The organism is Pseudotabrizicola formosa (assembly GCF_002900965.1).
GTDB lineage: Bacteria > Pseudomonadota > Alphaproteobacteria > Rhodobacterales > Rhodobacteraceae > Pseudotabrizicola > Pseudotabrizicola formosa.
The window spans coordinates 96051-118547 of record NZ_PJOM01000002.1 but is presented as its reverse complement, the minus strand read 5'-3'; the positions used below and the strand labels follow the sequence as shown (position 1 = coordinate 118547).

Below are 22497 nucleotides of genomic sequence, written 5' to 3'. Positions count from 1 at the left end.
CCCGCCCCCGCCGCCCCAGTGCCAAATGTTCCGATGCGGCCTGTGGCTGGCCCCGCCAGGTTGAAGCGGCGGCATTACGGGTTGATGCTGTCCTTTGTGGCAATGGTAGTGGTACCCGTCATCCTCAGCGCGCTGTACCTGTTTGTGCTGGCCAATGACCAATATGCCTCGCGTGCGGGGTTCACCATCCGGCAGGAAGACGGCAACAGCGCGAGCGCCATTCTGGGCGGCTTGTCGTTTCTGACCGGGGGCTCGCAAGGCGTGAATGCCGGGGTCCTGCACGAATTCATGCAAAGCCAGACCATGATGGAAAAGGTCGATGCCCAGATCGACCTGCGGGCGCATTACGGGCAGGGCTGGCCCTGGGACCCGGTCTATTCCATCTGGCCCGATGCGACGACGGAAGAGCTGTTCGGCTTTTGGAAACGCGTTCTGCGCCTGTCCTACGATTCCTCCTCGGGTCTGATTGACCTGACGGTGCAGGCCCTTGATCCGGACACGGCGCAAGCGATTGCGATGGTCATCCTCGAGACCAGCCAGACCATGATCAACCAGCTCAACGACACCGCCCGGCGCGATGCGCTGGCCAATGCGGACCGGGAACTGGCTGATGCGGTTGAAAGCCTGCGTGTGGCGCGCGGCGCGCTGACGGTGTTCCGCGCCGAAACCCGGATCGTCGATCCGATTGCCGACATTCAGGGGCGGCTGGGCGTGGTGTCGAACCTGCAGCAACAGCTTGCGCAGGCGCTGGTCGAGCTTGATCTGCTCGACCCATCCACCCGCGCGGATGATCCCCGGCGCGCACAGCTTGACCGTCGGATCACCGTGATCCGGGACCGGATCGATCAGGAGCGCAACTTCTTCGGCACCACCACCGATGTTGCATCCGATAGCTCATATCCCGAAATGATTGCGCAATTCGAAGGGCTTAGCGTCGACCTTGAATTTGCGCAGCGCAACTACACCGCTGCTCTTGCGGCGCGGCAGGCGGCGCTGTCCAATGCCAATCGCCAGTCGCTGTATCTGGCGGCCTATATCCCGCCCACCAAGGCGCAGGACGCCGAATTTCCGCGCCGTGTCATCCTGCTGTCGATGATCCTTGGTTTTCTGCTGATGGCATGGGCCACCGCTGCGCTGGTCTATTACAGCCTGCGGGACCGGGGCTGATGTCTGGATGGCCGTGCCGGGAGGGTGACCGGCCATGATGGTGTTCGAAAACCTGTCAAAGGGGTTCTGGGTCAGGGGGGAATGGCATCAGGTGCTGGACAACCTGAACCTGGTGCTGCCCACCGGAAAATCACTGGCGCTGCTGGGGCGCAACGGGGCTGGCAAATCGACGCTGCTCAAGATCATCGCGGGCACGATGCCACCCACCACCGGCCGCGTTCTGGTGCAGGGCAGTGTGTCATGGCCGGTTGGATTTGCGGGCAGCTTTCACCGCGATCTGACCGGGGCGCAAAACACCAAGTTCATCGCCCGCGTTTACGGCGTCGATACCGAAACGCTGATCAGCTTTGTCGAAGACTTTGCCGAGCTTGGCAAACACTTCCACATGCCGATGAGCACCTATTCTTCTGGCATGTATTCGCGGCTCGCCTTTGGCGTCTCCATGGGCATCGCCTTTGACACTTATCTGGTCGACGAGGTCACCGCCGTGGGCGACGCCCGCTTTCGCGAGAAAAGCGCGGCAGTCTTTGCCGAGCGCATGAAAACCTCCAGCGCGGTGCTGGTCAGCCACAACACCTCGGATATCCTCAGGTTTTGCGACGCGGCCATTCTGCTCGACACGGGCAAGCTCAGCTATTTCGACGATGTCAAAGCCGCACTCGCCGCGCATGCCGCATTGATGAAGTGACCTGCGGAGCAAGGAATGCGCGGGGCGGATCAGATGATGACGATGGCCTGATGCAACCCGTCAAGATCACCCAGGCCAACCAGCGAAATCCACGTGTTTGCGGCCTCAAATTCCAACAACACGAATCCATCGCCATCCAGCCGGCCAAAACTCAGCTCAACCTGTTCCACCGACAGCGCCCCGAATTGCGCCTGCCACAGCCAGGCTGACAGGTGCAGCAGATCGCCGTCGCTGGCCAGAAAGTCGGTGATCTGCGTTGTGCCATTGTTGGCGTGGAACACGAATACATCGGCACCCGCCCCCCCTGTCACGACATCATCGCCCCCTCCTGGCGCAAGGGTGTCATTGCCATCGCCGCCATAAACCGTGTCATTGCCCTGACCGGCCCAGATCAGATCATCGCCCGCTTCGCCAAAGATCAGATCATCGGCCATGGCTCCAAAGACGGTGTCATGACCATCACCGCCGTAAACCGTGTCATTGCCCGCACCACCCGCCAGTTCATCCCCGCCGCTGCCACCATAGAGCAGATCACGCCCAGCCCCGCCCCAGAGCCTATCATCGCCCGCGTCACCGGACAGGCGGTCATTGCCACCCGCCCCGCCCAGGGTGTCATTCCCGTCGCAACCCTTCAGCGTATCATTGCCGGGACCGCCCCAGACCTCATCCGCGCCTGACCCTGCATCCACACTGTCATTCCCGAGCGAGGCCCAGATGATGTCATCCCCGCCGCCGCCAAAGAGCGTATCATGCCCCGCATTCCCGATGATGAAATCCGCGCCGTCATGGCCCCGGATCAGGTTGTCGGCGTCGTTGCCGTGGATGGTGTCAGCCCCCTGCCCGCCATGGGCCTCCTCGATCACGCTCCCCAGCGCAACGACCACCGTGCCCCGCGCGCCATACACATCCGACACCCCGCCCTGCCGCATGTCGATCAGCTGCGCGGCATGGGTCGCGCCGAACGCCATCCGGTCCCAGCCCCCGTGATCGACGATTGTCAGGCCGAAGGGCTCGGCCGGGTCCATCCATGCTGGCCGGGCCAGACCGTCAAACATCACCGCCATCGACGTGCCCAAGCGCCCCGAGACGTTGGACTGCGCGCCCCAGACGGTGTCGCCGGCAAAGACCGCAGGCAAGCCCGGGTACAGGGAGGCAATCGCCGCAAGATCCGCCGCCATCGGCGTGATCGGCTGAAAATAGGTCGCCTCGACAAAGCTGTTCGCAGCCACATCGAAATACGACATGATCGTCATCTGGGTGCTGTCGTTGCGATAGTGATTGTCGACCCCATAGCGGGCGCTGCCATTGTAAAAGCCGGCATGGCCCAGCCCCAGCGCGTGGCCGAGTTCATGCAGATAGGTGAAATAGCCATAGCTGCCGAAGCTCGCCCCGTAGGCATCAAGCCACCCCGTGCTGACCGTTACCTTGGCACTGCCATAGGTTCCATCCGGGTAGATCGCATTTGGGCCGGCAAAGGCGTAAAGACCGCTGCCATAGCGCGGATCATCATCGTCAAACAGGATGGTGGCCCCTGCCGCAGCAGTCTCAGCAAAGACCACACCGGTGGTGACAGACCAGATCTCCAGCGCCATGCGTGCCACATCCTGCCCCTGCGCGGACAAGGCGCTCAGATCAACGGTGACCGGAAGACCAGTCCGGATCGCCTCGAGCGTCAGGGCCGATCTGGCGACGCCCCATCCGGACTCTGTCAGCTGGCTGGCGATTTGCGCAATGGTGAATATATCCGTCGCCGTGCGCAATGTGTACTGGCCCTGCGCGCCGCCCGTCCCGCCGACATCCAGAAAATATGTGCCACTGGTCAAAGGAGTAAATCGCAGCATCGACGTGGCATTGTCGGCTTCCGCATCATCATTGAACGCAACTGACGTGCCACTGACGTCCCGCAGCACAAGCTGCGGATCGGACAGCCCCACCCCACCGCCCGTGCCAAAGGCTGTGAAGACATAGGCCTGCCCGGCGGTCAGGCCGACCGCGACCCAATCCCTGTCGCCGGCAGTCAGACTGCCGGTGAATGTGTCACCCACCGCAACCCGCGCCGATGTGGCCACTGATGCTGGGACATCGCCGATTTCCACCCCAGCGTGGCGGATGACCATGCAGGCATCCCGCAGACCCGGACCCAGAACGCTGTCTTTCGCCATCAGATATCCAGCCCGTTGTCATGCACCCGCCACTCCCACGTAAAGGGCAAAGGTGGCCATTGTGCTAACAGCGCCAAACCGGCCACCGCGATCCAGCGTCGCACCGCAGCTTGGGGCCCACAGGCCCCGCCCGGCAGGCCAAAACACCAAAGGGCTTTCATCAACCTTTCCGAAATTACGGCGCAATGGCCCGGATTTGGCCGGAATTGCGCCCTGCCCGCAGCCCGCCACCCCTCAAGCCTGCCGGTTGGGTGTTATGGGTCGGGGGTGGCGCATGCTGCGCATGGTGGACCGCTTTTCAAGCGGGAACGACTCGGTTGATCTTGGGATCATCGATCTTGCCTTGGTGGACGGACCGGGTGGAGAGCGCCTGTTTGCCTATTCCGGAGCCAACGGGGGCCTTTCCTCCTATGGCATCGGGTCAGATGGCCGCCTGACCCTGATCGCGGTCCGGACGATGACCACCGGCTATGGGCTTCAGGCGGAAACCGATATGGCGGTTGCCCAGCTTGGCACATCGACTGCGATTGTGCTTGGCCTTGCCTCGGGCAGCGGACTTGTCGGCTGGAGCGCCAATCTGTCGGGGGGCATCGGCACGCCCTTTGCGCTGCTCCTGCCAAATGGATTCACCGGACGCATGGTGATTGCAGACCAGCCAGACAGCGCAGCCCCGCTCTATGTTCTGGCCCCAGACAGCGGCCGTGTCGCGGTCTATGATCCCGGCAGTGGCGCGATGATTGAACTGTCGATCACCGGTGCCATGCCCAGCGGTACCCACAGTCTGGTGCAGATCGCCGGTCAGGACCAGCCGCTGCTGCTGGCCATTGATGCCGCGCGCAACAGCCTTACCGCCCTGCGCCATGACACGGCGACAAACAGCCTGCGCCCCACCGCATCGCTTGCGGCCAGCGACGGGCTTGCCGTTGCCACCCTCTCGGATCTGGATGTTGTGACCATGGGCGGCCAGAGTTTCGTGATCGCGGCTGCTGCCGGCACCTCCAGCCTGACCGTGATCCGTCTCTCGGATCAGGGGCAGATGACCATTACCGATCACCTGCTCGACTCCCGCGATACCCGATTTGCCTCGGTCTGCGCGGTGGATACGGTGACCGTGAACGGACAAGTCTTTGTCGCCGCCGGCGGCGGGGATGATGGCGTCACCCTGTTCCGGTTGCTGCCGGACGGCACCCTGCAAACCCTTGCGACGCTGGAAAACAGCCTTGCCGGCGGGTTGGCAAATGTCACCGCGGTCAAGATCATTCACAGCGGCGAGCGGCTGTTCATCATTGTCGGGGGCGAAACCGAGATCGGGCTGACGGTGCTGGAATGGCCGCTGGGATCTCTCGGTGACGTGATCACAGGCGCAGGCAACGGCGCCACGCTGGCCGGCACCGGCGGGGCGGATATCCTGACCAGCGGTGCCCCCAATCAGGGTCTGACCGGGGGCGGCGGTGATGATGTGCTGATCGCAGAGACCTCCGGCACGCGTCTGACCGGAGGCGCAGGACGCGATACCTTTGTGCTGCGAGACGCCGCAACCCTGACCACGATCACCGATTTCCAACGGGGGGCCGATGCGCTCGACCTGACAGGCTGGCCCATGCTGCGCGATACCGGGCAGCTGACCGTCACGCCCCGCAGCGACGGCATCACCCTGTCCTTCAATGGCCGGACGGTCACCATTCTCGCATCCGACGACCGCCCGCTGACGCTGGCGGAGGTCTTGCCCGTCGGGCTCGGCCCGGCGCGCATCCCGGTGTCCACCCTCACCGCAAGCGCCGAGGGCGGTTCGGCTCATGGCGAGGGTGATGGGGCCCTGAGCCCTGGTGCGCCGGATGAACCGGGCGGCACTGGGGACGATGGCGGCACCCCTCTGCCCACGCCCATGCCCGCCACCGGTCTTACCGGCAGCAGCAGCATCGACCCGGCCGACGGGCCGACCGAACTCTCCCGTCTGCCAGACTGGTCAACAGATCCCGGCTGGCAGAACCGGTCCACAGGTCCGCTGACCCGTACCGGCACCCAAGGCGATGACACCATGACCGGTGCCTCGGGCGCTGATTCGCTGGATGGCGGCGCAGGGAATGATCTGATCTACAGCGGGTTGGGCAACGATACCGTTTTCGGTCTGGCAGGCGACGACTTCATCTTTGCCTCCGGTGGCAACAACCAGCTTTGGGGCGGGCTGGGCAATGATGTGATCCGCGCCCGCGACGGACACGACCTGATCGGTGGCGGCGCGGGGCACGACCTGCTGGACGGCGGCAACGGCCAGAACACAATCTGGGGCGGGTCCGGCAATGATACCCTTCTGGGGGGCGACCATTTCGACACCATCGGCGGCGGTCCCGGCAATGATCTGATCTTCGGCTTTGCCGGCGATGACGATCTGTTCGGCGCCTCGAACCATGACACTCTCCATGGCGGGTCTGGACATGACACGATCTGGGGCGGTCCGGGCAATGATGTGATCTCGGGCGGCCCCGGCAACGACCTGATCGCCTCGGGCGCAGGCACAGACCATGTCTGGGGCAATGACGGCGCGGACACTTTCCTGTTCTACCGCTATTACAAAGATACCTTTGTCCATGATTTCAGCTTGGCCGAAGGCGACCAGATCCAATTGACGCAATGGATGTTCCGCGGCACCTTCCCGTCGGGCAGCCAGATCGCGCAGCACTATGGCAGCGTGACCCCCTATGGCATCGTGCTGGATTTCGGCCTGTCCGACACGATCGTTCACTTACTGGGGGTTTACGATCTGCAGGCACTGGAGAGCCATATCACGGTGATCTGACCCCGCCGCCGCCCACCCTGCCCCCCTGGTGCTGGCCTGTTCCGGCGGGCGCATGTTTTTGATGGAATTGCGGCGCGCTTTTGTGTTGTCTGCTGGCATGACAGACCTGCCTGCGCCCCGTTCCCCCTGCGATTTCGCATCACGCTGGCTGTGCGACGGCATCCTGACGTGACCCGGCACGACAGCCCTCAGATCAGCGTCATCGTGCCGGCCTATAACGTGGCCCCCTACATCGGCGCCGCGATTGACTCGCTCCGCTGCCAGACCTTTTCGGGCTTCGAGGCGCTGGTGATCAACGACGGTTCCACCGACGCCACCCGCCAGCAGGCCCTTGCCGCAATTGGCGGCGATCCAAGGTTCCGGCTCATCGATCAGGAAAACCGGGGCCTGTCCGGCGCGCGCAACGCAGGGCTGGATCTCGCCCGCGCCCCGGTCATTGCCTTTCTGGACGGGGACGACCGCTATGCCCCGACCTTCCTGTGCCGCCTGCACGACACGCTGCACAGCACCGGGGCCGATTGGGTGGCCAGCGGTGTCGCCTTCTGCACGCCCGATGGCAGCCGGCATCCGCATTCCGCGATCCACGGCCAGACTGAACCACGCCCCGGCACGCAGGCGGTGCCCTTTGCGCTGGACGATTGGGCGCAGGTGATCTGCCATTTTCCCTCTGCCTGGAACAAGCTCTACCGGCGCGCCTTCATCGGCGATCTGCGCTTCGATGAAGGCACCTGGTATGAGGATCACACCTTCTTTCAGCGCCTTGCTGCCAAAAGTCGGGTCCTGCACCATCTGTCTGACCCGCTGTACCTGTACACGCTGGACCGCGACGGCCAGATCACCCGCGCCGATGATGACCGGGTTTTTGAACAGATTCCGGTGCTGGAACGCTCGGCCAAGATTTTTCGCAGCGCCGACAAATCCGGTGCCGATACCGGGCTGGCACGGCTTGCCACCCGGCTGTTCTGCGAACGGCTGGAGGTGATCCGCGCGCCCCAACGTGCCGCACGGTTCCGACAGGCGGCAGCCGATTTCCTCGCCCGCCATCAGCTTGCGCCCGACTGGGCCTGGGACGGCTACCTTGACGCGCTGCAGGCATGCAGCCTGTCGGGCCAGCCGCCGGTGACGATCCGCCTTGCCGCCGGACTTGGCGAAAGCATGGAAGACACCCCGCCTGACCTTCTGCCAGACCCTGCGTCACCCTTGGCCCCGCTTTTCCAGCTTGCCACGGCAGATCTGCCCTTGGCTCCGCAAGGTCTGATGATTGACCTGACCGGGTTCGGGCTGGTCGATCATGCCGCCCTTGCCGACATCGCCGGTCACCTGCTGCACAGCGATCTGGCTGCGGTCTTGGTCACGCGGTCTTCGACGCCACAACCACAAGCCAGCCCCCTGTCGCCGCCCCGCATCCTGTCGCCTGACGCAGCCCTTGACCTCAAACCGGATCGGCACGCCCTGCTGGTCAAGGCGGCCTTCGCCTGCCAACCCGTCAGCCCCCAGCCGCAGTTGCGCCTGGCAGAACGGGCCCTGCGGCTCTGCGCGGCGCAAGCTCCGGTTGCCTGCGCGCAAATCCCGGGTGCCGCGCCCCCGCCCGTCCCGCCGCCCCCCTTGCACATCGCCCTGCAAGCGCTTGACGGCTGGAGCACCGCCCTCGCCCCGCTTTTGCCAGCGGGGGGGGCGCGCCGCCTGTTCCTGCGCCAGGCCAGCCATTTGCTGGCGCAAGAGCAGCGGCGCGGCACCCGGCACCGCCTGCGACGCGCGCTGATGCTGCTGCGCCTGTGGCAGATTGGCAAAGCGCGCGGCTGGTGCGGCACGGCGGGCGTGATTGACCCCGACACCCCCTCGGTCCTGCGCCAAATCTTCCGCTTGCCCCCAGCCGGATGATTGCCACACTGCGCCCGGCACCGCATAACCGATCCGTACCCGTACCAGTATCCGCAGACAGGCCCCCGATGATCCCGTTCCGCACAACCAATGGTGCCACCTTCCGCTGCCAGATCGACCCGGACTGGACCCCTTACGCCAACCTGAATTTTTGCGCAGCGGGCCCCAACGATATTCCCTTCCATCTGTCATTGCGCCTTGCCGACAATCTTGCCGTGATCAACCAGCAAGATGCCAGGGGCTGGCACCGCGAAGACCACCTTGCCGTACCCTTTCCCAGACACCGCTTTCCCTTAACTCTGTCCTTTGACGCCCATGCCGTGACCGTCGAGATCGACGGTCTGCGACGGGCCCGCTTTTTCCGCCGGCCCCGGTTTGACCGGACCGCACGTTTCCTGCTCCGGCGCGGCTATCCAAGGCTGCACCAGATCACCGGCTATATCGCCGATGGCGCCGTGCTCTGGGACAGTATCGAAACCCGGGATCACAGCTTTGACCGGCTGTGGCAGGAACTGCGCGCCGGCGCAGGTCCGGTGCTGACCGACCGGATGGAACTGGCAGAACGGCTGCAACGCGGGCAGTCTGCGCCGCGCCATGCGGTGATCCTGCCCGGATCAGCGGCACCGGTCGCCTTGTGCCCCGCAACGCAGGCGCTGTCTTCGCTGCCCAATACCTTTGCCCTGCCCGAGGGCGTCGCGGCCGTTCTGCTGCCGGGCCGGATCTGGCTGGGCACAGGCCCCGATGATGCTGCCGAGCTGGCCATGATCGACCTGCTGACCGGCGGCACCCTCCCGCCTTTGCGCATCGACCGAACCGGCCTTGCCCGGGGCCTGCTGCGCCAGACCCGCAACGGTGCCATCGCCAATGACGATATTGCCGCCCTGCAGGCGATCGAGCATGTCTGCCATTCCGGCGTCTGGCCCCGTCTGGACCCGCAGGTTCACGCAGCCCTTGTCGCAGCGGCGGCCCGGCTTGGCCTGTCAGGCTTTCTGGCCACAGCCATCGGCCCGACGCCCCCCGTCCTGGCACCGCCAGCAGCCCCTGCCGCAGCGCCGCTTGCCGCGCTGACAGCCGATCTGTCGCGCCTGCTGGCCACCGCGCCCGACCGCACCGCCCTTGCCGACTGGCTCGCCACCGCCCTGCCAGCGCCGGCGGGAGAGGATCGCGAACACCTCGCCCTCACCCTCTGCCCCAGCTTTTGCGAACGAGATGCCTTTGATCTGCTGCACGCGGCTGTCTCCGCGCGCGGCCTTCCCCCGGTCCGCCCCAGCGATGATGTGGGCTATGTCTCGCTGCGCCTGCCGTTCCAGCTACTTGATGGCGAACATGATCAGGTCATCAGCCGGATGCATCTGCTGGCCAACCGCCACGGCGGCTGGCTGGCAAGCGCGGCTCTGGGCTGGATCGCACGGGCTGTGGCATGCCCCGGCACCCTGCCGATCCCCGAACATCAGCGCCTCGGCATCATCGACGGTTTTTGCACCCTGCTGACCGCGCAGGCCCAAGACCCTTGGGGCCGCACCCCCTGCCACGGGATGATGGACGGCCTGCTTGCCCTGCTGGGCCAACTGGCCCGCTTGCCGCCCGACCAGCGCAGGTCAATCGAACAGACGGCACTGGCCGCCTATGGCCTGTCGCCGCGGTTTTGGTCCCTCCTTCCCTCCGCTGCGGACAGCGATACCCTGTCGGCCTTTGCCCCCGCCCTGCTGGCCGCCGGACAGGCCTTTGCCCGCCTGACCGATCCCGCGCGCAGTGCCGCCGCCCTGTCGGTGCTTCACGCCCTCAACGTTCAGGGTGTGGCCGCCGCCGCACTCTGCCTGCACTCTGTCCCCGATCTGCGCGAGAGCGCGCCCTGGCACCCCGATCTCGCCTTGCGCGATCTGTTCCGGCCCGGGGCCAGCGATGACCCCGGCTTTGATGTGCGCAGTGCCATCAGCCGCAGCCAGTCCGGCACTGGCCGCGCCCCGCGTTCCGCGGCGTTCGAGGTGCTGGAACGCCAGCTCGGCCAGACCGCCTTTGACCTGATCACCGCCTGGCCCGACACGCCCCCCGCCCAGCGTCTGGCCCGGCTGGACAGGGTTCTGACCGATGCCCTGGCACTGGCAGGCAGCGGAGCCGGGCATCTGGGGCTGGGGGTCAGCCTTGGCCTGATCCTTGCGCTGCGCGAGGACCCGGCAGCCATCAGCCTGCTGCTCGCCGGGCTCCGACGGATGGTCGCGGTCGCACAGATCACGCCCGGCGCGCTGACCTGTGCGGCTGTGGCACCTGCCTTGCAAGCGGTGCAGGCCAACCCGCAACTGGCCGCCCCGGTTCAAGCGGCACTGGGCCTGCCGCCGTTGCCCGCAGGCCAAGCCAGCCCTGCCCTCCCGCCCCCCGATGCGGCAACCGCCTTGTTCAACGCCGTGGTCGTGGTCATGTCCTGCCACCCCAACCTTGCCACCCGCATTCCTGCCCTGCGCCGGGGCTGGCTGGCGGATCTTGCCCGTCTCGGCATCCCCGCGATCGTCGTCGTTGGCGACCCCACCGGCCCGGCCCCGCCGGATGTCGTCTGCCTGACCGCCCCCGATGATTACGAAGGCCTGCCGCAGAAATCCCTCGCCGCCATTGCCCATGTGCATCAGCACTTCCCCGGCCGCCGGATGCTGAAGGTCGATGACGACTGCTTTCTGGATGTAGAGGAATATTTCTTCAGCCTGTCCTGCCTGAAAGCCAATTATTACGGCCGCCCGCTGGCCCGGGCGCGCGGCCAGACGGACCGCAGCTGGCACATGGGCAAATCAAGCTCGCTGCGCGGCCGTCATGATCTGGACAAATCGCCCGAGCCGTCAACCTATGCCGATGGCGGATCGGGCTATCTGCTCAGCCCCCGTGCCATCTCTGCACTGCTGGCCAGTGCCGCCAGCGCAGAAGGCCAGCGCCTGATCCAGGCCTCGTTCATGGAGGACAAGCTGGTGGGCGATCTGCTCGCGCTGTCCGGCATCCGCGTCAGGGGCGAGGATTACCGCGTCCATGTGCTGCGCCGGGCACGCGCGGGTGGTATGCTGGTGCCCAAGTGGGAAAACACCTGCCTCCCCTTTATCGGGTCGGGCGTCAAACTCGCGCATCTGGACGGGCATGACCTGCAAGACCTTGCCACACGCACCGCGAAATCCCGTCGCCCCGCGGCGGCAAAGCTCTGGCCCACGCTGATCCCGGCCCGGCTTGGCGCGCAAAGCCACGCGCTGGATCTGATCTCTCCCCCGGCCCGGCTTGACCATGCTCGCACGGCCCCGGTGGCCATCGTGGCCTGTCTGCGCAACGAAATCACCATGCTGCCGCATTTTCTGGCCCATTACCGGGCCTTGGGCGTCACCAGCTTTCTGATGGCCGACAATGGCTCGGATGACGGGACGCTGGAACATCTTGCCGATCAACCGGATGTGGCGCTCTTTACCGTCGACTCCGATTACCGCCGATCGCATTACGGCGTGCTCTGGCAACAGGCGCTGCTGGCCCAGCGGACCGGCCTGTGGTCGGTGGTTGCCGATGCCGATGAGCTGCTGACATGGACTGCCGATGCCACGGGCAATCTGCCCGACCTGCTGTTGGGCCCCGACTTCACGGATCATGATGCCGCCCGTGTCTTCATGCTCGACATGTATCCGGGCGGGCCGCTGTCAGACGCAACGTTCGCCGACCAGTCGCCGTTTACCGCAGCCCCCTACATCGACCGTGATCCGTTTCTGACCACTGCGCTGGGGCGCGGCCCGTTTTCCAATGCGCAGACCTATACCTCCGCCACCCGGCACCGCCTGCTGCCGGGTTCGCGCCCCGAACTTTTTGTAGCGCAGAAAATCGCCGTGCTGCGCTATCAGCCCTGGATGCGCCTGTCCGACGGGCTGCATTACGTCGCCGAAACCCGGCCCTCCCCGCGCGCCCTGCTGTTTGGCCATTTCAAATATACCGCCGCCTTCCGCGCCAAGGCTGTGGCCGAGGTGGCGCGCGGCCAGCATTTCAACAATGCCGAGGAATACCGCAAATACCTGACCCTGATCCGCGAAGGGCGCGAGACCATCTATGACCCCGCCATCTCGGTTCGCTGGACCGAAAGCCCCTTTGTGCAATCGGTGCTGTCCAGCGGCAAAGCCGCCTCGCCGCGATAGAGCGCCAGCAGCTTGTCGAGATGCGGTCCCATCGTCTCTGGCACCATCGCATTGCGCCAATAGTCCTGCGGCCCCACCGCGCCGGACAGGATTGCCCCGATCCGGTCAGCAAAGGCCGCCACATCGCCGGCGCGGAACACGAAGTCCGGGCTGTTGCCCAGTTCCTGCGCGCCGCCCATGTCGCTACAAAGCAGGGGAATGCGCCGCGCATGCATCTCGATCGCCACCTGCGGCAGGTTGTCCTCCCACATCACCGGCAGCAGGCCCAGACCCACATCGGCCAACAGCCCGTCCAGATCGCCATGGCCATAGCCATCCTGATGCCGGAACACCGCCAGCCGGGGCTCCAGCGCCGCGAGCCGCGCCATCACCTGTGCCTCACCGCGCCGGGCGGCCACCACCAGATGCAGGCGGTTCAGCACCGCGTCCGGCAGCGCCTCCAGCGCATCGAGCAGAAAGTAGAACCCCTTGTCGCGCCGCATGTAACCAAAATAGGCCAGCTTCACCGTGCCATCGGGCCGAAGGATCGGGCCACGCGCCGGGGCCTTGGCAAAAGCCTGCGCCTCGACCGTGCCGATATAGCTGGTAACGGCCTTGTCGGCCCTGATCCCCTGGCGCAGCGCGATCTGGCGCACGCGGTCTGACACGCACAGAACCAGGTCGCAATGCGCGTTGATCTGGCGCACCATCGCCGCCCGCCGCTGCACAAAGCCGGACGCCGCATCTGCCCCTGCCACCGGGTCCGCCACACGCCGCTGCCATGCCCCCTGCACGCGGCCCAGACGCCGGCCCAGACCGAAGATCACCCGGAAGGCCTGCCGGAACATCGCGCTGTCCGGCGATACGCCCGCCACCTTCAACCGATAGGCCAACCCATGCCCGGCCCGGATCTGCCCGGCGTTCCACCGATGCGGCAGGCAGGTGACACAGCGCGCGCCCGCGCCATCATCGGTGCAATGGCGGGCTTCATCCTGCCAGAAATTCACCTGCGGGCAGAACGGATAATAGTTGTGCAGGGACAGCACCAGCCGGGTGGCCGGAAACAGCTGTTTGAGGTGCAGCACATCGACCGGAAGCCCTTCAAGATTGTTGAAATGCACCACATCATAGGGGCCGGTCCGCGCCAGAAAGTCGAAAAACACCGCCTCGGTCGCCGGATGGCTGATCTGGGCCGCCTGCCCGAAGGACGCATGCCCCGGCGCGAGCGTGCCGGAATTGACCAGATCAAACCGCCGGTCCCGTGCCTCCTGCGGGCCATGATGCATCTTTTCCCAGCGCGGCCGCGGGCGCAGCGGATCATAAGACGTGCCGCAGGCGATGAAACTGGCCTCTGCCCCCGGCAGGGCCGCCATCGCCCGCATCAGATTGCGCTGATACAGCGACACGCCGCCGCCCCGGCCCTCGGGGTCAAGATAATCAACCCAATTCACATACAGGATTTTCATTCAGACCAGCTCATCCTCCAGCCAGTTGGCGCGGCCAAGATAACGCATGTAGGACTCGATCGGGCCGGGTGTGGCAAACCGGTCAAGGACCCGGTTGCTTCCCTGCTTGATCAGCGGAGAGTTCATGTCCGGGTCCGTCTCTATGCCCAAAAAGCCGCAGATCCGCGCATTGAAACCCGGCTTGAACAGCTCGCAATACTCCAGCGTCAGGCTCGGATTGGGCAGGGTGCCGAGCCATTGGGCAAACAGGAAGTCCATCGTCGCATATTCATGCCAGCGATGGCTGATCTCCTCGGGACTTGCGACAATCTTCTGTGTCATGGCGCGTGACCGCCGGGTTTGCGCCCAGGTCTTGGTCTGCATTGCCTTCAGAAAGGACGCGACCTGTGCCAGCCGGTTGTCGCGGTGAACATAGATGATCCGCACCTGTGCCAGATCGGGCAACTGGCTCAGCACCCTGATATTGTGCCCCAGCATCAGCTTGAACCCGATCCGCTGCCACGGTCCCGCCTCATGGCGTTCGAAGAATTGCCGCATGAAATAACGCGGCCCCCAGTCGCGCTTGTATCGCAGATCCGGGTCGTAATTGGGCTCTGCGGTTTCGATCACGCTGTAGGGGTTGAACAACTCACCCGAGCAGGTCACCAGGCGGTGCGAGTTCAGCAAGGTCATCAGATAGGTCGTGCCACTGCGCGGCAGACCCACGATGATGAACCGCCGATGCTGCGCCTGATCTGCCTGCGTCATCCTAGCCCTGCCGTATTGCACGCGTCTGCCGCGCGTGGGTTTCCCCACGTTTCACCATCACGCGCCACAGGGCAAGGGGGCTACACCACAACACCGCAGGTTGTGCGACGCCCTCCCGCCGTCTAGACAGGACTCACACACAAGTCGGGGGCGGCGCATGACCATTCTGATTGTCGGGGCAGGGTTTTCCGGGGCAGTCATTGCGCGCGAACTGGCCGAAGCGGGCCTGTCCAGCACCGTGATCGACAGCCGGCCCCATATCGCCGGAAACTGCCATACCGAACGCTGCGCCGAAACCGGCGTCATGCTGCACCGCTATGGGCCGCATATCTTTCACACCGATGATGCCGAAGTGTGGGACTATGTCACCAGCCGCGCCACGTTCATGCCGTTTCGCAATCAGGTAAAATCCACGGCACGCGGCGCAGTCTATTCGATGCCGATCAACCTGCACACCATCAACCAGTTCTTCGGCCAGACCCTGCGTCCGGCCGAGGCGCAGGCCTTCATCGCCAGCCGCGCCGCGCCCGCCGATGTGCCCGCCACCAATTTCGAAGATCAGGCGCTGCAGATGGTCGGCCCCGAGATCTACGAGACCTTCTTCAAGGGCTATACCGAAAAGCAATGGGGCCTGTCACCGCGCGCATTGCCCGCCTCAATCCTCAAGCGGCTGCCGATGCGCTTCACCTACGATGACAACTATTTCAGCCATCGCTTTCAGGGCATTCCGCAACAGGGCTATACCGATCTGGTCGCCCGCCTGCTGGATCACCCGGCCATCCTCACACGGCTGAACACGCCCTATGACCCAAGCATGGCGGCCAGCGCCGATCACATCTTCTGGTCCGGCCCGCTGGACGGCTATTTCGGTTTCCGGCTGGGACGGCTCGGCTACCGCACGCTGGACTTTGAGCGCTTTACCGATACTGGCGACCATCAGGGCTGTGCGGTCATGAACTACCCCGATCCGGATGTGCCCTATACGCGCATCACCGAACACAAGCATTTCGCCCCGTGGGAAAGCCATGCCCGCACTGTCTGCTACCGCGAATACGCCCGCGCCGCCGGCCCCGACGACATCCCCTATTACCCGATCCGCCTCAGCGCCGAGCAGACGCTGCTGGCCGATTACGAAGCCCTGGCCCGCGACGCGCAAAACGTCACCTTTGTCGGCCGGCTGGGCACCTATCGCTATCTGGACATGGATGTCACCATCCGTGAAGCCCTGAACACCGCCCGCGCCTTTCTGGTCCGCCGCCGCTGACGTCGCGGCGGTGGCCTAAAGCACCTCGGGCACCAGGCTGCGCCGCCTCTGCCGCGCTTCGGCCCAGGTGATATAGCTGACCGATCCCACAATCACCGCACCACCCACCAGCACGAAGACATCCACCGCCTCACCAAAGGCAGCCCAGCCCAGCAAGGCGGCCCAGATCAGTTGCAAGAACACCACCGGCTGCGACACCGCAATCGGGGCGGCGGCAAAGGCGCGGCTCATGCAATAATGCCCGCCCGTCGCACAGGCCGCCACCACCGCCAGCCATGCGACCTGCGCCACGCTGACCGGCACCCAGACAAGGGCCGCAAGCGGGGCCAGTGCCAGGGTCACCCCCAGGGACAGCATGGCCACGATCTGCCCGGCACTGGCCATCCCCGCCAGCCGCTTGGCAAACAGGTAAGAGCCGGCAAAAAACACCGCCGCACAGATCTGGGCGATATGGCCATCGGTCACCTCCCGCAGGCCGGGCCGCAGCACGATCAGCGCCCCGATCAGGGCCACCCCAATCGCCAAGACCCGCCGCCACGACAGGCGCTCGCCAAAGAACACCACCGTACCAAGGGTCAGCAACACCGGGTTCAGATAGCCGATCGCGGTCACCTCGGCCACCGGGATGCGGGCCATGGCATAGAACCAGCACACCACCGCCGCCACATGCACCACGCTCCGGCCCAGATGCAGCCGCAGGTGCAGACCCGGCATCCCCTTGCGCAGCACCCCGATCAGCGCCGGCAGCAGAAACACCACGCCCCAGGCAAAGCGCAGGAAAGCAGATTGCACGGCAGGCAGATCCGTTCCCAGATAGCGCACGATCCCTGTCACCCCCACGAAAGACAGGCCAGAGGCCAGCATCCACAGAATGGCCTGCACGGGATTGGTCTGATCGGGTGATGTGGTCGTCATGGCCGCACCCTGTGGCGCGCTGTCGCCAAGGACAAGCGCGTTATTGTAACCGTAACATCTGCGCCGCCGCCGCCCGCATCGCCAGCGTCAGCGGCCGGATCGCCGACGCGGTCAGCCGGGCAAACTGCCAATGCAGCGCCACGTCCAGCGCCGCCCCGGGCACCAGTTCCACCAGCCGCCCTGCGGCAAGGTGCGGGGCGACCAGGGGTTCAGGGTTCAATCCCCAGCCTAGACCCAGCAGGCAGGCATCGACAAAGCCCTGCGTCGAGGCGATCCGGTGGCTGGGAAAGCCCGCCCGCACCCCCAAGCCGCGCGCGGCCACCCATTGCACCTGCAACTGGTCCTTGTCGGAAAACGTCAGCGCCGGGGCGCGGGCCAGAGCCTGCGCCGTAACGCCATCCGCAAACCAGCGGCTCACATAGGCCGGGCTGGCGGTTGCCACATAGCGCAGCGCGCCCAGCGGCAGCGTGTCACAGCCCTGCAAGGGTCCGGCATGCGACGTGACCGCCGCCGCCACCTCGCCGCGCCGCAGCCACTCCTGGCTGAAATCCTGATCATCAATCACCAGATCAAACAGCACGTCGGGCACCTGCACAAGCGCGGGCATGACCCAGGTGGCCAGCGAATCGGCATTCACCGCAATGCGCAAGGTCACCGCGCCCGTCTGCACGCCCGGCAGATCTTCCGCTGCCTGACGCTCCAACAGCACGACCTCGTCGAAATGCCGGATCAGCCGCAGCCCTGCGGCCGTCGCCACGCTGGGGCTGCCGCGCCGGATCAGCAGCACCCCGGCCCGGTCCTCCAGCGCCCTGATGCGCTGTGACACGGCCGATTGCGTGATGCCCAGATCGGCGGCGGCAAGGTCGAAGGACCCGCGCCGGTGCACGGCCGTCAACGCCGCCAGATGCAAAGGGTCAAAGATCAGCACAGCTTATCTGCTATCAGAAAGATGAACTGGATTGATCATCACACCCCACGCTAAGTCAAGCAGCACACCGCAGCTGAAAGGCCCCTTACATGACCGCCGCCCTTGCCGGATTTCTGACCGCCCTGTCGCTGATTGCCGCCATCGGCGCGCAGAATGCCTTTGTGCTGCGCCAGGGGCTGCGGCGCGAACATGTGGTGCCGGTGGTTCTGGCCTGTGCCCTGTCTGATGCGGTGCTGATCTACGCCGGGGTTGCTGGGTTCGGCACGCTCGCCGCCCTTCTGCCCTGGATCACCACCGCCATGCTCTATGCCGGGGCGCTGTTCCTGTTTGTCTATGGCGCGCTGCGGTTCCGCGCGGCCCTGCGCGGGGGTGAGGCGCTGCGCCCTGCCCCCGGCACCGGCACCAGCCTTGGCCGCACCCTTGCCACCGCACTGGTGCTGACCTGGGCCAACCCGCATGTCTATCTGGACACCGTGGTGCTGCTGGGGGCGATCTCGGCGCAATATGCGCCCGGCCAGTGGGTCTTTGCCGCCGGTGCCATCGCGGGCAGCTTTGTGTTTTTCGCAAGCCTGGGATTTGGCGCCCGCCTGCTGGCCCCGTTGTTTGCCAACCCCAAAGCCTGGGTCTGGCTGGAACTGATCGTGGGCAGCACCATGTGGATCATCGCCGCCGCCCTGATCGCCGGGGCCTGACACATTCCTGCAAAATGCAAAACGGGGGCAGCTTGCGCCACCCCCGTTTCAAAATGTCTGACCGATGGATCAGACCTGACAGATCAGGCCAGTGCCAGATTGGTCGCAGATTCGCGACCGTTGCGGTCACGTTCCAGATCGAAGGTCACAGCCTGACCGTCGTTCAATGCACGGATACCAGCGCGTTCCAGCGCGGTGATGTGCACGAACACGTCTTTCTGGCCGCCTTCTGGCGCGATGAAGCCGAAGCCTTTGGTTGCGTTAAACCATTTCACGGTGCCGTTGGCCATCGTGAGATCTCCTGTAGTGTCTGCCATCCACAGCATGCGATGGCCCGGCCCAGAGTCGTCTAGATCGTGTGACTGTGGGCCGAAGCAGACAGAAGACCGAAAGAGAAGATACTTTGCTTCCCTAACTTGCGCCGATTTCCCTCAAATTGCAAGGGGCGGTGCAAAAGAAAGGCCAAAACGCGCCCGGCGACCGACCAGCCGGTCAGCAGTATCGCCAGATGCTGGCAATGAAATCAGCCCCGAAGCGCTGTTTGCACACCTCATAGACCTCATCATAAAACACGCGGACCGATTGCAGCGCCCCGTCATCCAGATCGCCCTCGCGCGGCGACCAGTTGACCCGCCGGTCAAAGTTCGGATGCCTGCGGTCGATGCCCAGAAAAGCACAGGCGCGGCCCAGTTCTTCCAGCGTCAGGAAGGTTTCATAAAAGCCGTAGAACAGTTCTTCCGGTTGAAACGCCGCCTCCAGCGCCGCCATGGTCCGGTCATAACGGGTGTACATCTGGCACCAGTCGCTTTTGGCCGCCGTGTCAAAGCGTTCATGCGCTGGCCGCCCCACGGCATGGCCCGCCTCCGCCGCATTGCGGTCTGCCATGCGCAGCATTGAAAAACAGCGTTCGATCGGGTCGCGCATCAGAAACACCACGCGCGGCACATAGCCCTCCGTCAGGATGCGGGCGCGGATGTCCGAGAAGTTTTCCGCCGTCAGCCCCGCATATTCCGGCGTGATATCCCCCAGCAGGCGGGCCTGCGGATGCTGCGCCCGCAACAGGCGATAGGACGCCCAATAGCGGTCGATGTCATGGTTCATCGCCAGATTGTCGAGCAGCGACACCAGCTCGGCAGGGTCGGCCGCCGCCTCACCCTTGTGAAATCCCCGCACCGATGCCGCCAGATGGTCGCGCAGCCGCTCAATCTTGACCACCTCGGACAGCCGGAAGCGGTCGGGCTGGTAATAGGACTGGAACACCGACTGTTCCTTGATCGGCCCCATCGCACAGTAGGGATGATCGCGCAGATAGCGGTAAAGCCAGGTGGTCGCCGCCTTCTGCGCGCCCACACCAAGAAGAAAAACCGGCTTGGGGGGATCAGGCGGCTTTTTGAAGAACGAAAGTCGCATCACTCACCCACCACCAACACACAGCGCCAACGCGGCGCATCACCATCCCATCCGTCAGCGCCCGCGCTGTCGCGCGCAGCGCCGGTTACAACTGTGCCGCGACATCCTCGGGAATGTCAAAGTTATGCGTCACCGTCTGCACGTCATCATCTTCTTCCAGCATGTCGATCAGCCGCATCAGCTTTTGCGCGGTGTCCAGATCCACCTCGGTCAGGGTCTGCGGCTTCCAGATCAGCTTGGATTCACTCGATTCGCCCAAAGATTTTTCCAAGGCATCCGACACCTCGTTCAGCGACTCGACCGGGCAATAGATCCAGTGGCCGTCCTCATCGGACTCCACATCATCGGCCCCCGCCTCCAGCGCCGCCATCATCACCGTGTCGGCATCGCCCACAGATGCGGGATAGGAGATTTCGCCCACCCGGTCAAAGCTGTGCGCGACCGATCCGGTGGTGCCCAGATTGCCGCCGGCCTTGCTGAAATAGGACCGCACATTGCTGGCGGTGCGGTTCAGGTTGTCGGTCATCGCCTCGACGATGATGGCAATGCCGTTGACGCCATAGCCTTCATAGCGGATTTCGGTGTAATCCTCACCATCGCCCATCTGGCTTTTCTTGATGGCGCGGTCGATCACGTCCTTGGGCATCGACACGGCCTTGGCGGCCTTGACAGCCAGACGCAGGCGCGGGTTCATCTCGGGGTCGGGCATGCCCATCTTTGCTGCAACGGTGATTTCCTTTGCCAGCTTGGAAAACATCTTCGAGCGCAGCTTGTCCTGCTTGCCCTTGCGATGCTGGATGTTCGCCCATTTCGAATGGCCTGCCATGACCCGTACTCCTGCCCGTCTGATCGGTAATGGGTTCCCTTACACCAGCCCGCCTGCCGCCTGCAAGGCTCAGGCCAGGGCCTTGCGCACCTGCGCAAAGGCCAGCGCCATCAGCGCCTCTGCCGCCGCGACCGTCTCAGCTTCGGCATAGACCCGGAATTCCGGCGCATTGCCCGAAGGCCGCAGATGCACGATGGCCCCGCCCTCCAGCGTGGCACGCAGCCCGTCGCTGCGGTCCACGCTCGCCACCTGCCCCAAAGGTGCGAGGAACCCCGCCAGTTCCCCCGCGCCCAGCCGCGCCAAAAGCGCGCCCGACGCTTCGGGGGCGATCCCCTCCAACCGGTCGGTCACGGTAAAGCGCGCGGGTTCCAGCGCCACCCGCGCCGCCAACGACCCGGTGCGCCGTGCCTCGATCAGCGCGGCCACAATCGGCAGCAGGCTGTCGCGGGTCATCAGCCGCGGCAACGGCCCCCAGGGCCCCGCCGCGTCAAATCCCAGCAGAAAGCCGCCATTGGGTTCATAGCCGACCACACGCCCCCCGGCCGCCTCCATCGCGGCAATCACATAGGGCGATCCGATCCGCGTGCGGATGACCCGCCCGAACCGGCCCGACAGATCCACCCCGCTATTGGCCGATACGGTGGTGACAACCGTTTCCGCCCCCACCAGCGCCGCCGTGATCTGGCCCAGCACATCGCCCGGCACAATGCGGCCCGCGGCATCGGCCACCAGGGGCCGGTCGCCATCGCCATCGGTGGACACAACCGCATCCAGCCCCCGCACCCAGCCCGGCAACTGCGCCCGCACCTCCGCCGGCACCGCTTCGGTATCGACCGGCACGAACACCTCCGACGGGCCAAGCACCACCAGCTGCGCGCCCAAAGCTTCCAGACAGGCGACAAGTCCGGCACGGCTGACCGCAGAATGGGCCCAGACCCCCACCTTCATCCCGTCCAGGCAGCGCCCGAACGCGCCGCGATACCGCGCCGCCCAGTCGCCGCTGATCTCGAACGAGTTGCGGCGCGGGGCCGTCAGACCCGCCGGGTCGCGGCCAAGGCCGCCCAGAATGGCCGCCTCCTCTGCCTTGGTGATCTCACCGCCCGGCACGTAGAATTTCAATCCGTTGCGATCTGCCGGGATATGGCTGCCCGTCACCATCACCGCTGCCGCCCCCGCCGCCATCGAGGCCATCGCCAGCGCCGGCGTCGGCACCGCCCCGCAATCGGTCACCGTCACCCCTTCGCCCCGCGCCGCCGCGATCACCCCCTCGGCCAGCAACGGCGAACTCGCGCGCAAATCGCGCCCGACCCACAGACCTGTGCCCACCGGACATGTTGCCAGAAAGCTGCGGGTGTAATCCGCCACCAGATCCGGCGTCAGCTCTGTCACCAGCCCGCGCAACCCGCTTGTCCCGAATTTCGGTGCCATGGCGT

General features: G+C 65.1%; 16 protein-coding genes. 7 read left to right on the top strand and 9 right to left on the bottom strand.

Features of this window, described 5'->3' with window-relative positions:
* The first annotated feature begins 33 nt into the window (after positions 1-33).
* Positions 34-1167 carry a KpsE/RkpR family capsule polysaccharide export protein gene (locus CXR43_RS04675; protein ID WP_246831278.1) on the top strand — a complete coding sequence of 378 codons (1134 nt, stop codon included), beginning with the start codon at positions 34-36 and terminating at the stop codon, positions 1165-1167.
* A 34-nt stretch (positions 1168-1201) separates the two neighbouring features.
* Positions 1202-1855: an ABC transporter ATP-binding protein gene (locus CXR43_RS04670; protein ID WP_103332918.1), complete on the top strand. Its 654-nt coding sequence runs from the start codon at positions 1202-1204 to the stop codon at positions 1853-1855.
* A gap of 29 nt (positions 1856-1884) precedes the next feature.
* On the opposite strand, the gene CXR43_RS04665 is transcribed toward CXR43_RS04670, so the two are convergent.
* Positions 1885-4017, bottom strand: coding sequence for a M10 family metallopeptidase (locus CXR43_RS04665; protein WP_103332917.1), 2133 nt, complete (start codon positions 4015-4017; stop codon positions 1885-1887).
* 274 nt (positions 4018-4291) lie between these two features.
* Here CXR43_RS04665 and CXR43_RS04660 point away from each other — a divergent pair, with 274 nt between their 5' ends.
* From CXR43_RS04660 to CXR43_RS04650, 3 genes are all read left to right on the top strand, one after another.
* Positions 4292-6814, top strand: a complete 2523-nt coding sequence (locus CXR43_RS04660) for a calcium-binding protein (protein WP_168219750.1) — start codon at positions 4292-4294, stop codon at positions 6812-6814.
* Between the two features lie 168 nt (positions 6815-6982).
* Positions 6983-8695, top strand: a complete 1713-nt coding sequence (locus CXR43_RS04655) for a glycosyltransferase family 2 protein (protein ID WP_146036466.1) — start codon at positions 6983-6985, stop codon at positions 8693-8695.
* Positions 8696-8763: 68 nt separating this feature from the next.
* Positions 8764-12837, top strand: coding sequence for a glycosyltransferase family 2 protein (locus CXR43_RS04650; protein WP_168219749.1), 4074 nt, complete (start codon positions 8764-8766; stop codon positions 12835-12837).
* Here the strand turns inward: CXR43_RS04650 and CXR43_RS04645 are convergent.
* Entirely contained in the window at positions 12750-14282 is a 1533-nt protein-coding gene (locus CXR43_RS04645; protein ID WP_103332913.1) for a glycosyltransferase, read from the bottom strand. The genes CXR43_RS04650 and CXR43_RS04645 overlap by 88 nt on opposite strands.
* Positions 14283-15029: a sulfotransferase family protein gene (locus CXR43_RS04640; protein ID WP_103332912.1), complete on the bottom strand. Its 747-nt coding sequence runs from the start codon at positions 15027-15029 to the stop codon at positions 14283-14285.
* A 157-nt stretch (positions 15030-15186) separates the two neighbouring features.
* On the opposite strand from CXR43_RS04640, the gene glf reads away from it, so the two are divergent.
* Positions 15187-16293, top strand: coding sequence for a UDP-galactopyranose mutase (gene glf, locus CXR43_RS04635; protein WP_103332911.1), 1107 nt, complete (start codon positions 15187-15189; stop codon positions 16291-16293).
* A gap of 15 nt (positions 16294-16308) precedes the next feature.
* On the opposite strand, the gene CXR43_RS04630 is transcribed toward glf, so the two are convergent.
* Positions 16309-17208, bottom strand: a complete 900-nt coding sequence (locus CXR43_RS04630; protein WP_246831277.1) for a DMT family transporter — start codon at positions 17206-17208, stop codon at positions 16309-16311.
* 40 nt (positions 17209-17248) lie between these two features.
* Complete coding sequence (locus CXR43_RS04625; RefSeq protein WP_354001002.1) at positions 17249-18136, bottom strand: LysR family transcriptional regulator ArgP; 888 nt, start codon at positions 18134-18136, stop codon at positions 17249-17251.
* A gap of 89 nt (positions 18137-18225) precedes the next feature.
* On the opposite strand from CXR43_RS04625, the gene CXR43_RS04620 reads away from it, so the two are divergent.
* Complete coding sequence (locus CXR43_RS04620; protein ID WP_103332910.1) at positions 18226-18828, top strand: LysE/ArgO family amino acid transporter; 603 nt, start codon at positions 18226-18228, stop codon at positions 18826-18828.
* Positions 18829-18911: 83 nt separating this feature from the next.
* Here CXR43_RS04620 and CXR43_RS04615 read toward each other — a convergent pair whose 3' ends face one another.
* From CXR43_RS04615 to CXR43_RS04600, 4 genes are all read right to left on the bottom strand, one after another.
* Entirely contained in the window at positions 18912-19118 is a 207-nt protein-coding gene (locus CXR43_RS04615) for a cold-shock protein (protein ID WP_101922075.1), read from the bottom strand.
* A gap of 202 nt (positions 19119-19320) precedes the next feature.
* Positions 19321-20238, bottom strand: coding sequence for a sulfotransferase (locus CXR43_RS04610; RefSeq protein WP_103332909.1), 918 nt, complete (start codon positions 20236-20238; stop codon positions 19321-19323).
* Positions 20239-20323: 85 nt separating this feature from the next.
* On the bottom strand, positions 20324-21064 hold the full coding sequence (locus CXR43_RS04605) for a YebC/PmpR family DNA-binding transcriptional regulator (protein ID WP_103332908.1): 741 nt from the start codon (positions 21062-21064) through the stop codon (positions 20324-20326).
* A 69-nt stretch (positions 21065-21133) separates the two neighbouring features.
* Positions 21134-22492, bottom strand: coding sequence for a phosphohexomutase domain-containing protein (locus CXR43_RS04600; protein WP_103332907.1), 1359 nt, complete (start codon positions 22490-22492; stop codon positions 21134-21136).
* Positions 22493-22497 lie beyond the last annotated feature (5 nt).

What these genes read in the sequence shown, in the direction of transcription:
- CXR43_RS04675 (WP_246831278.1), top strand. Translation starts at nt 34, where the DNA reads ATGCGGCCTGTGGCTGGCCCCGCCAGGTTGAAGCGGCGGCATTACGGG.
- CXR43_RS04670 (WP_103332918.1), top strand. Translation starts at nt 1,202, where the DNA reads ATGATGGTGTTCGAAAACCTGTCAAAGGGGTTCTGGGTCAGGGGGGAA.
- CXR43_RS04665 (WP_103332917.1), bottom strand. Translation starts at nt 4,017, where the DNA reads ATGGCGAAAGACAGCGTTCTGGGTCCGGGTCTGCGGGATGCCTGCATG.
- CXR43_RS04660 (WP_168219750.1), top strand. Translation starts at nt 4,292, where the DNA reads ATGCTGCGCATGGTGGACCGCTTTTCAAGCGGGAACGACTCGGTTGAT.
- CXR43_RS04650 (WP_168219749.1), top strand. Translation starts at nt 8,764, where the DNA reads ATGATCCCGTTCCGCACAACCAATGGTGCCACCTTCCGCTGCCAGATC.
- CXR43_RS04645 (WP_103332913.1), bottom strand. Translation starts at nt 14,282, where the DNA reads ATGAAAATCCTGTATGTGAATTGGGTTGATTATCTTGACCCCGAGGGC.
- CXR43_RS04640 (WP_103332912.1), bottom strand. Translation starts at nt 15,029, where the DNA reads ATGACGCAGGCAGATCAGGCGCAGCATCGGCGGTTCATCATCGTGGGT.
- glf (WP_103332911.1), top strand. Translation starts at nt 15,187, where the DNA reads ATGACCATTCTGATTGTCGGGGCAGGGTTTTCCGGGGCAGTCATTGCG.
- CXR43_RS04630 (WP_246831277.1), bottom strand. Translation starts at nt 17,208, where the DNA reads ATGACGACCACATCACCCGATCAGACCAATCCCGTGCAGGCCATTCTG.
- CXR43_RS04620 (WP_103332910.1), top strand. Translation starts at nt 18,226, where the DNA reads ATGACCGCCGCCCTTGCCGGATTTCTGACCGCCCTGTCGCTGATTGCC.
- CXR43_RS04615 (WP_101922075.1), bottom strand. Translation starts at nt 19,118, where the DNA reads ATGGCCAACGGCACCGTGAAATGGTTTAACGCAACCAAAGGCTTCGGC.
- CXR43_RS04610 (WP_103332909.1), bottom strand. Translation starts at nt 20,238, where the DNA reads ATGCGACTTTCGTTCTTCAAAAAGCCGCCTGATCCCCCCAAGCCGGTT.
- CXR43_RS04605 (WP_103332908.1), bottom strand. Translation starts at nt 21,064, where the DNA reads ATGGCAGGCCATTCGAAATGGGCGAACATCCAGCATCGCAAGGGCAAG.
- CXR43_RS04600 (WP_103332907.1), bottom strand. Translation starts at nt 22,492, where the DNA reads ATGGCACCGAAATTCGGGACAAGCGGGTTGCGCGGGCTGGTGACAGAG.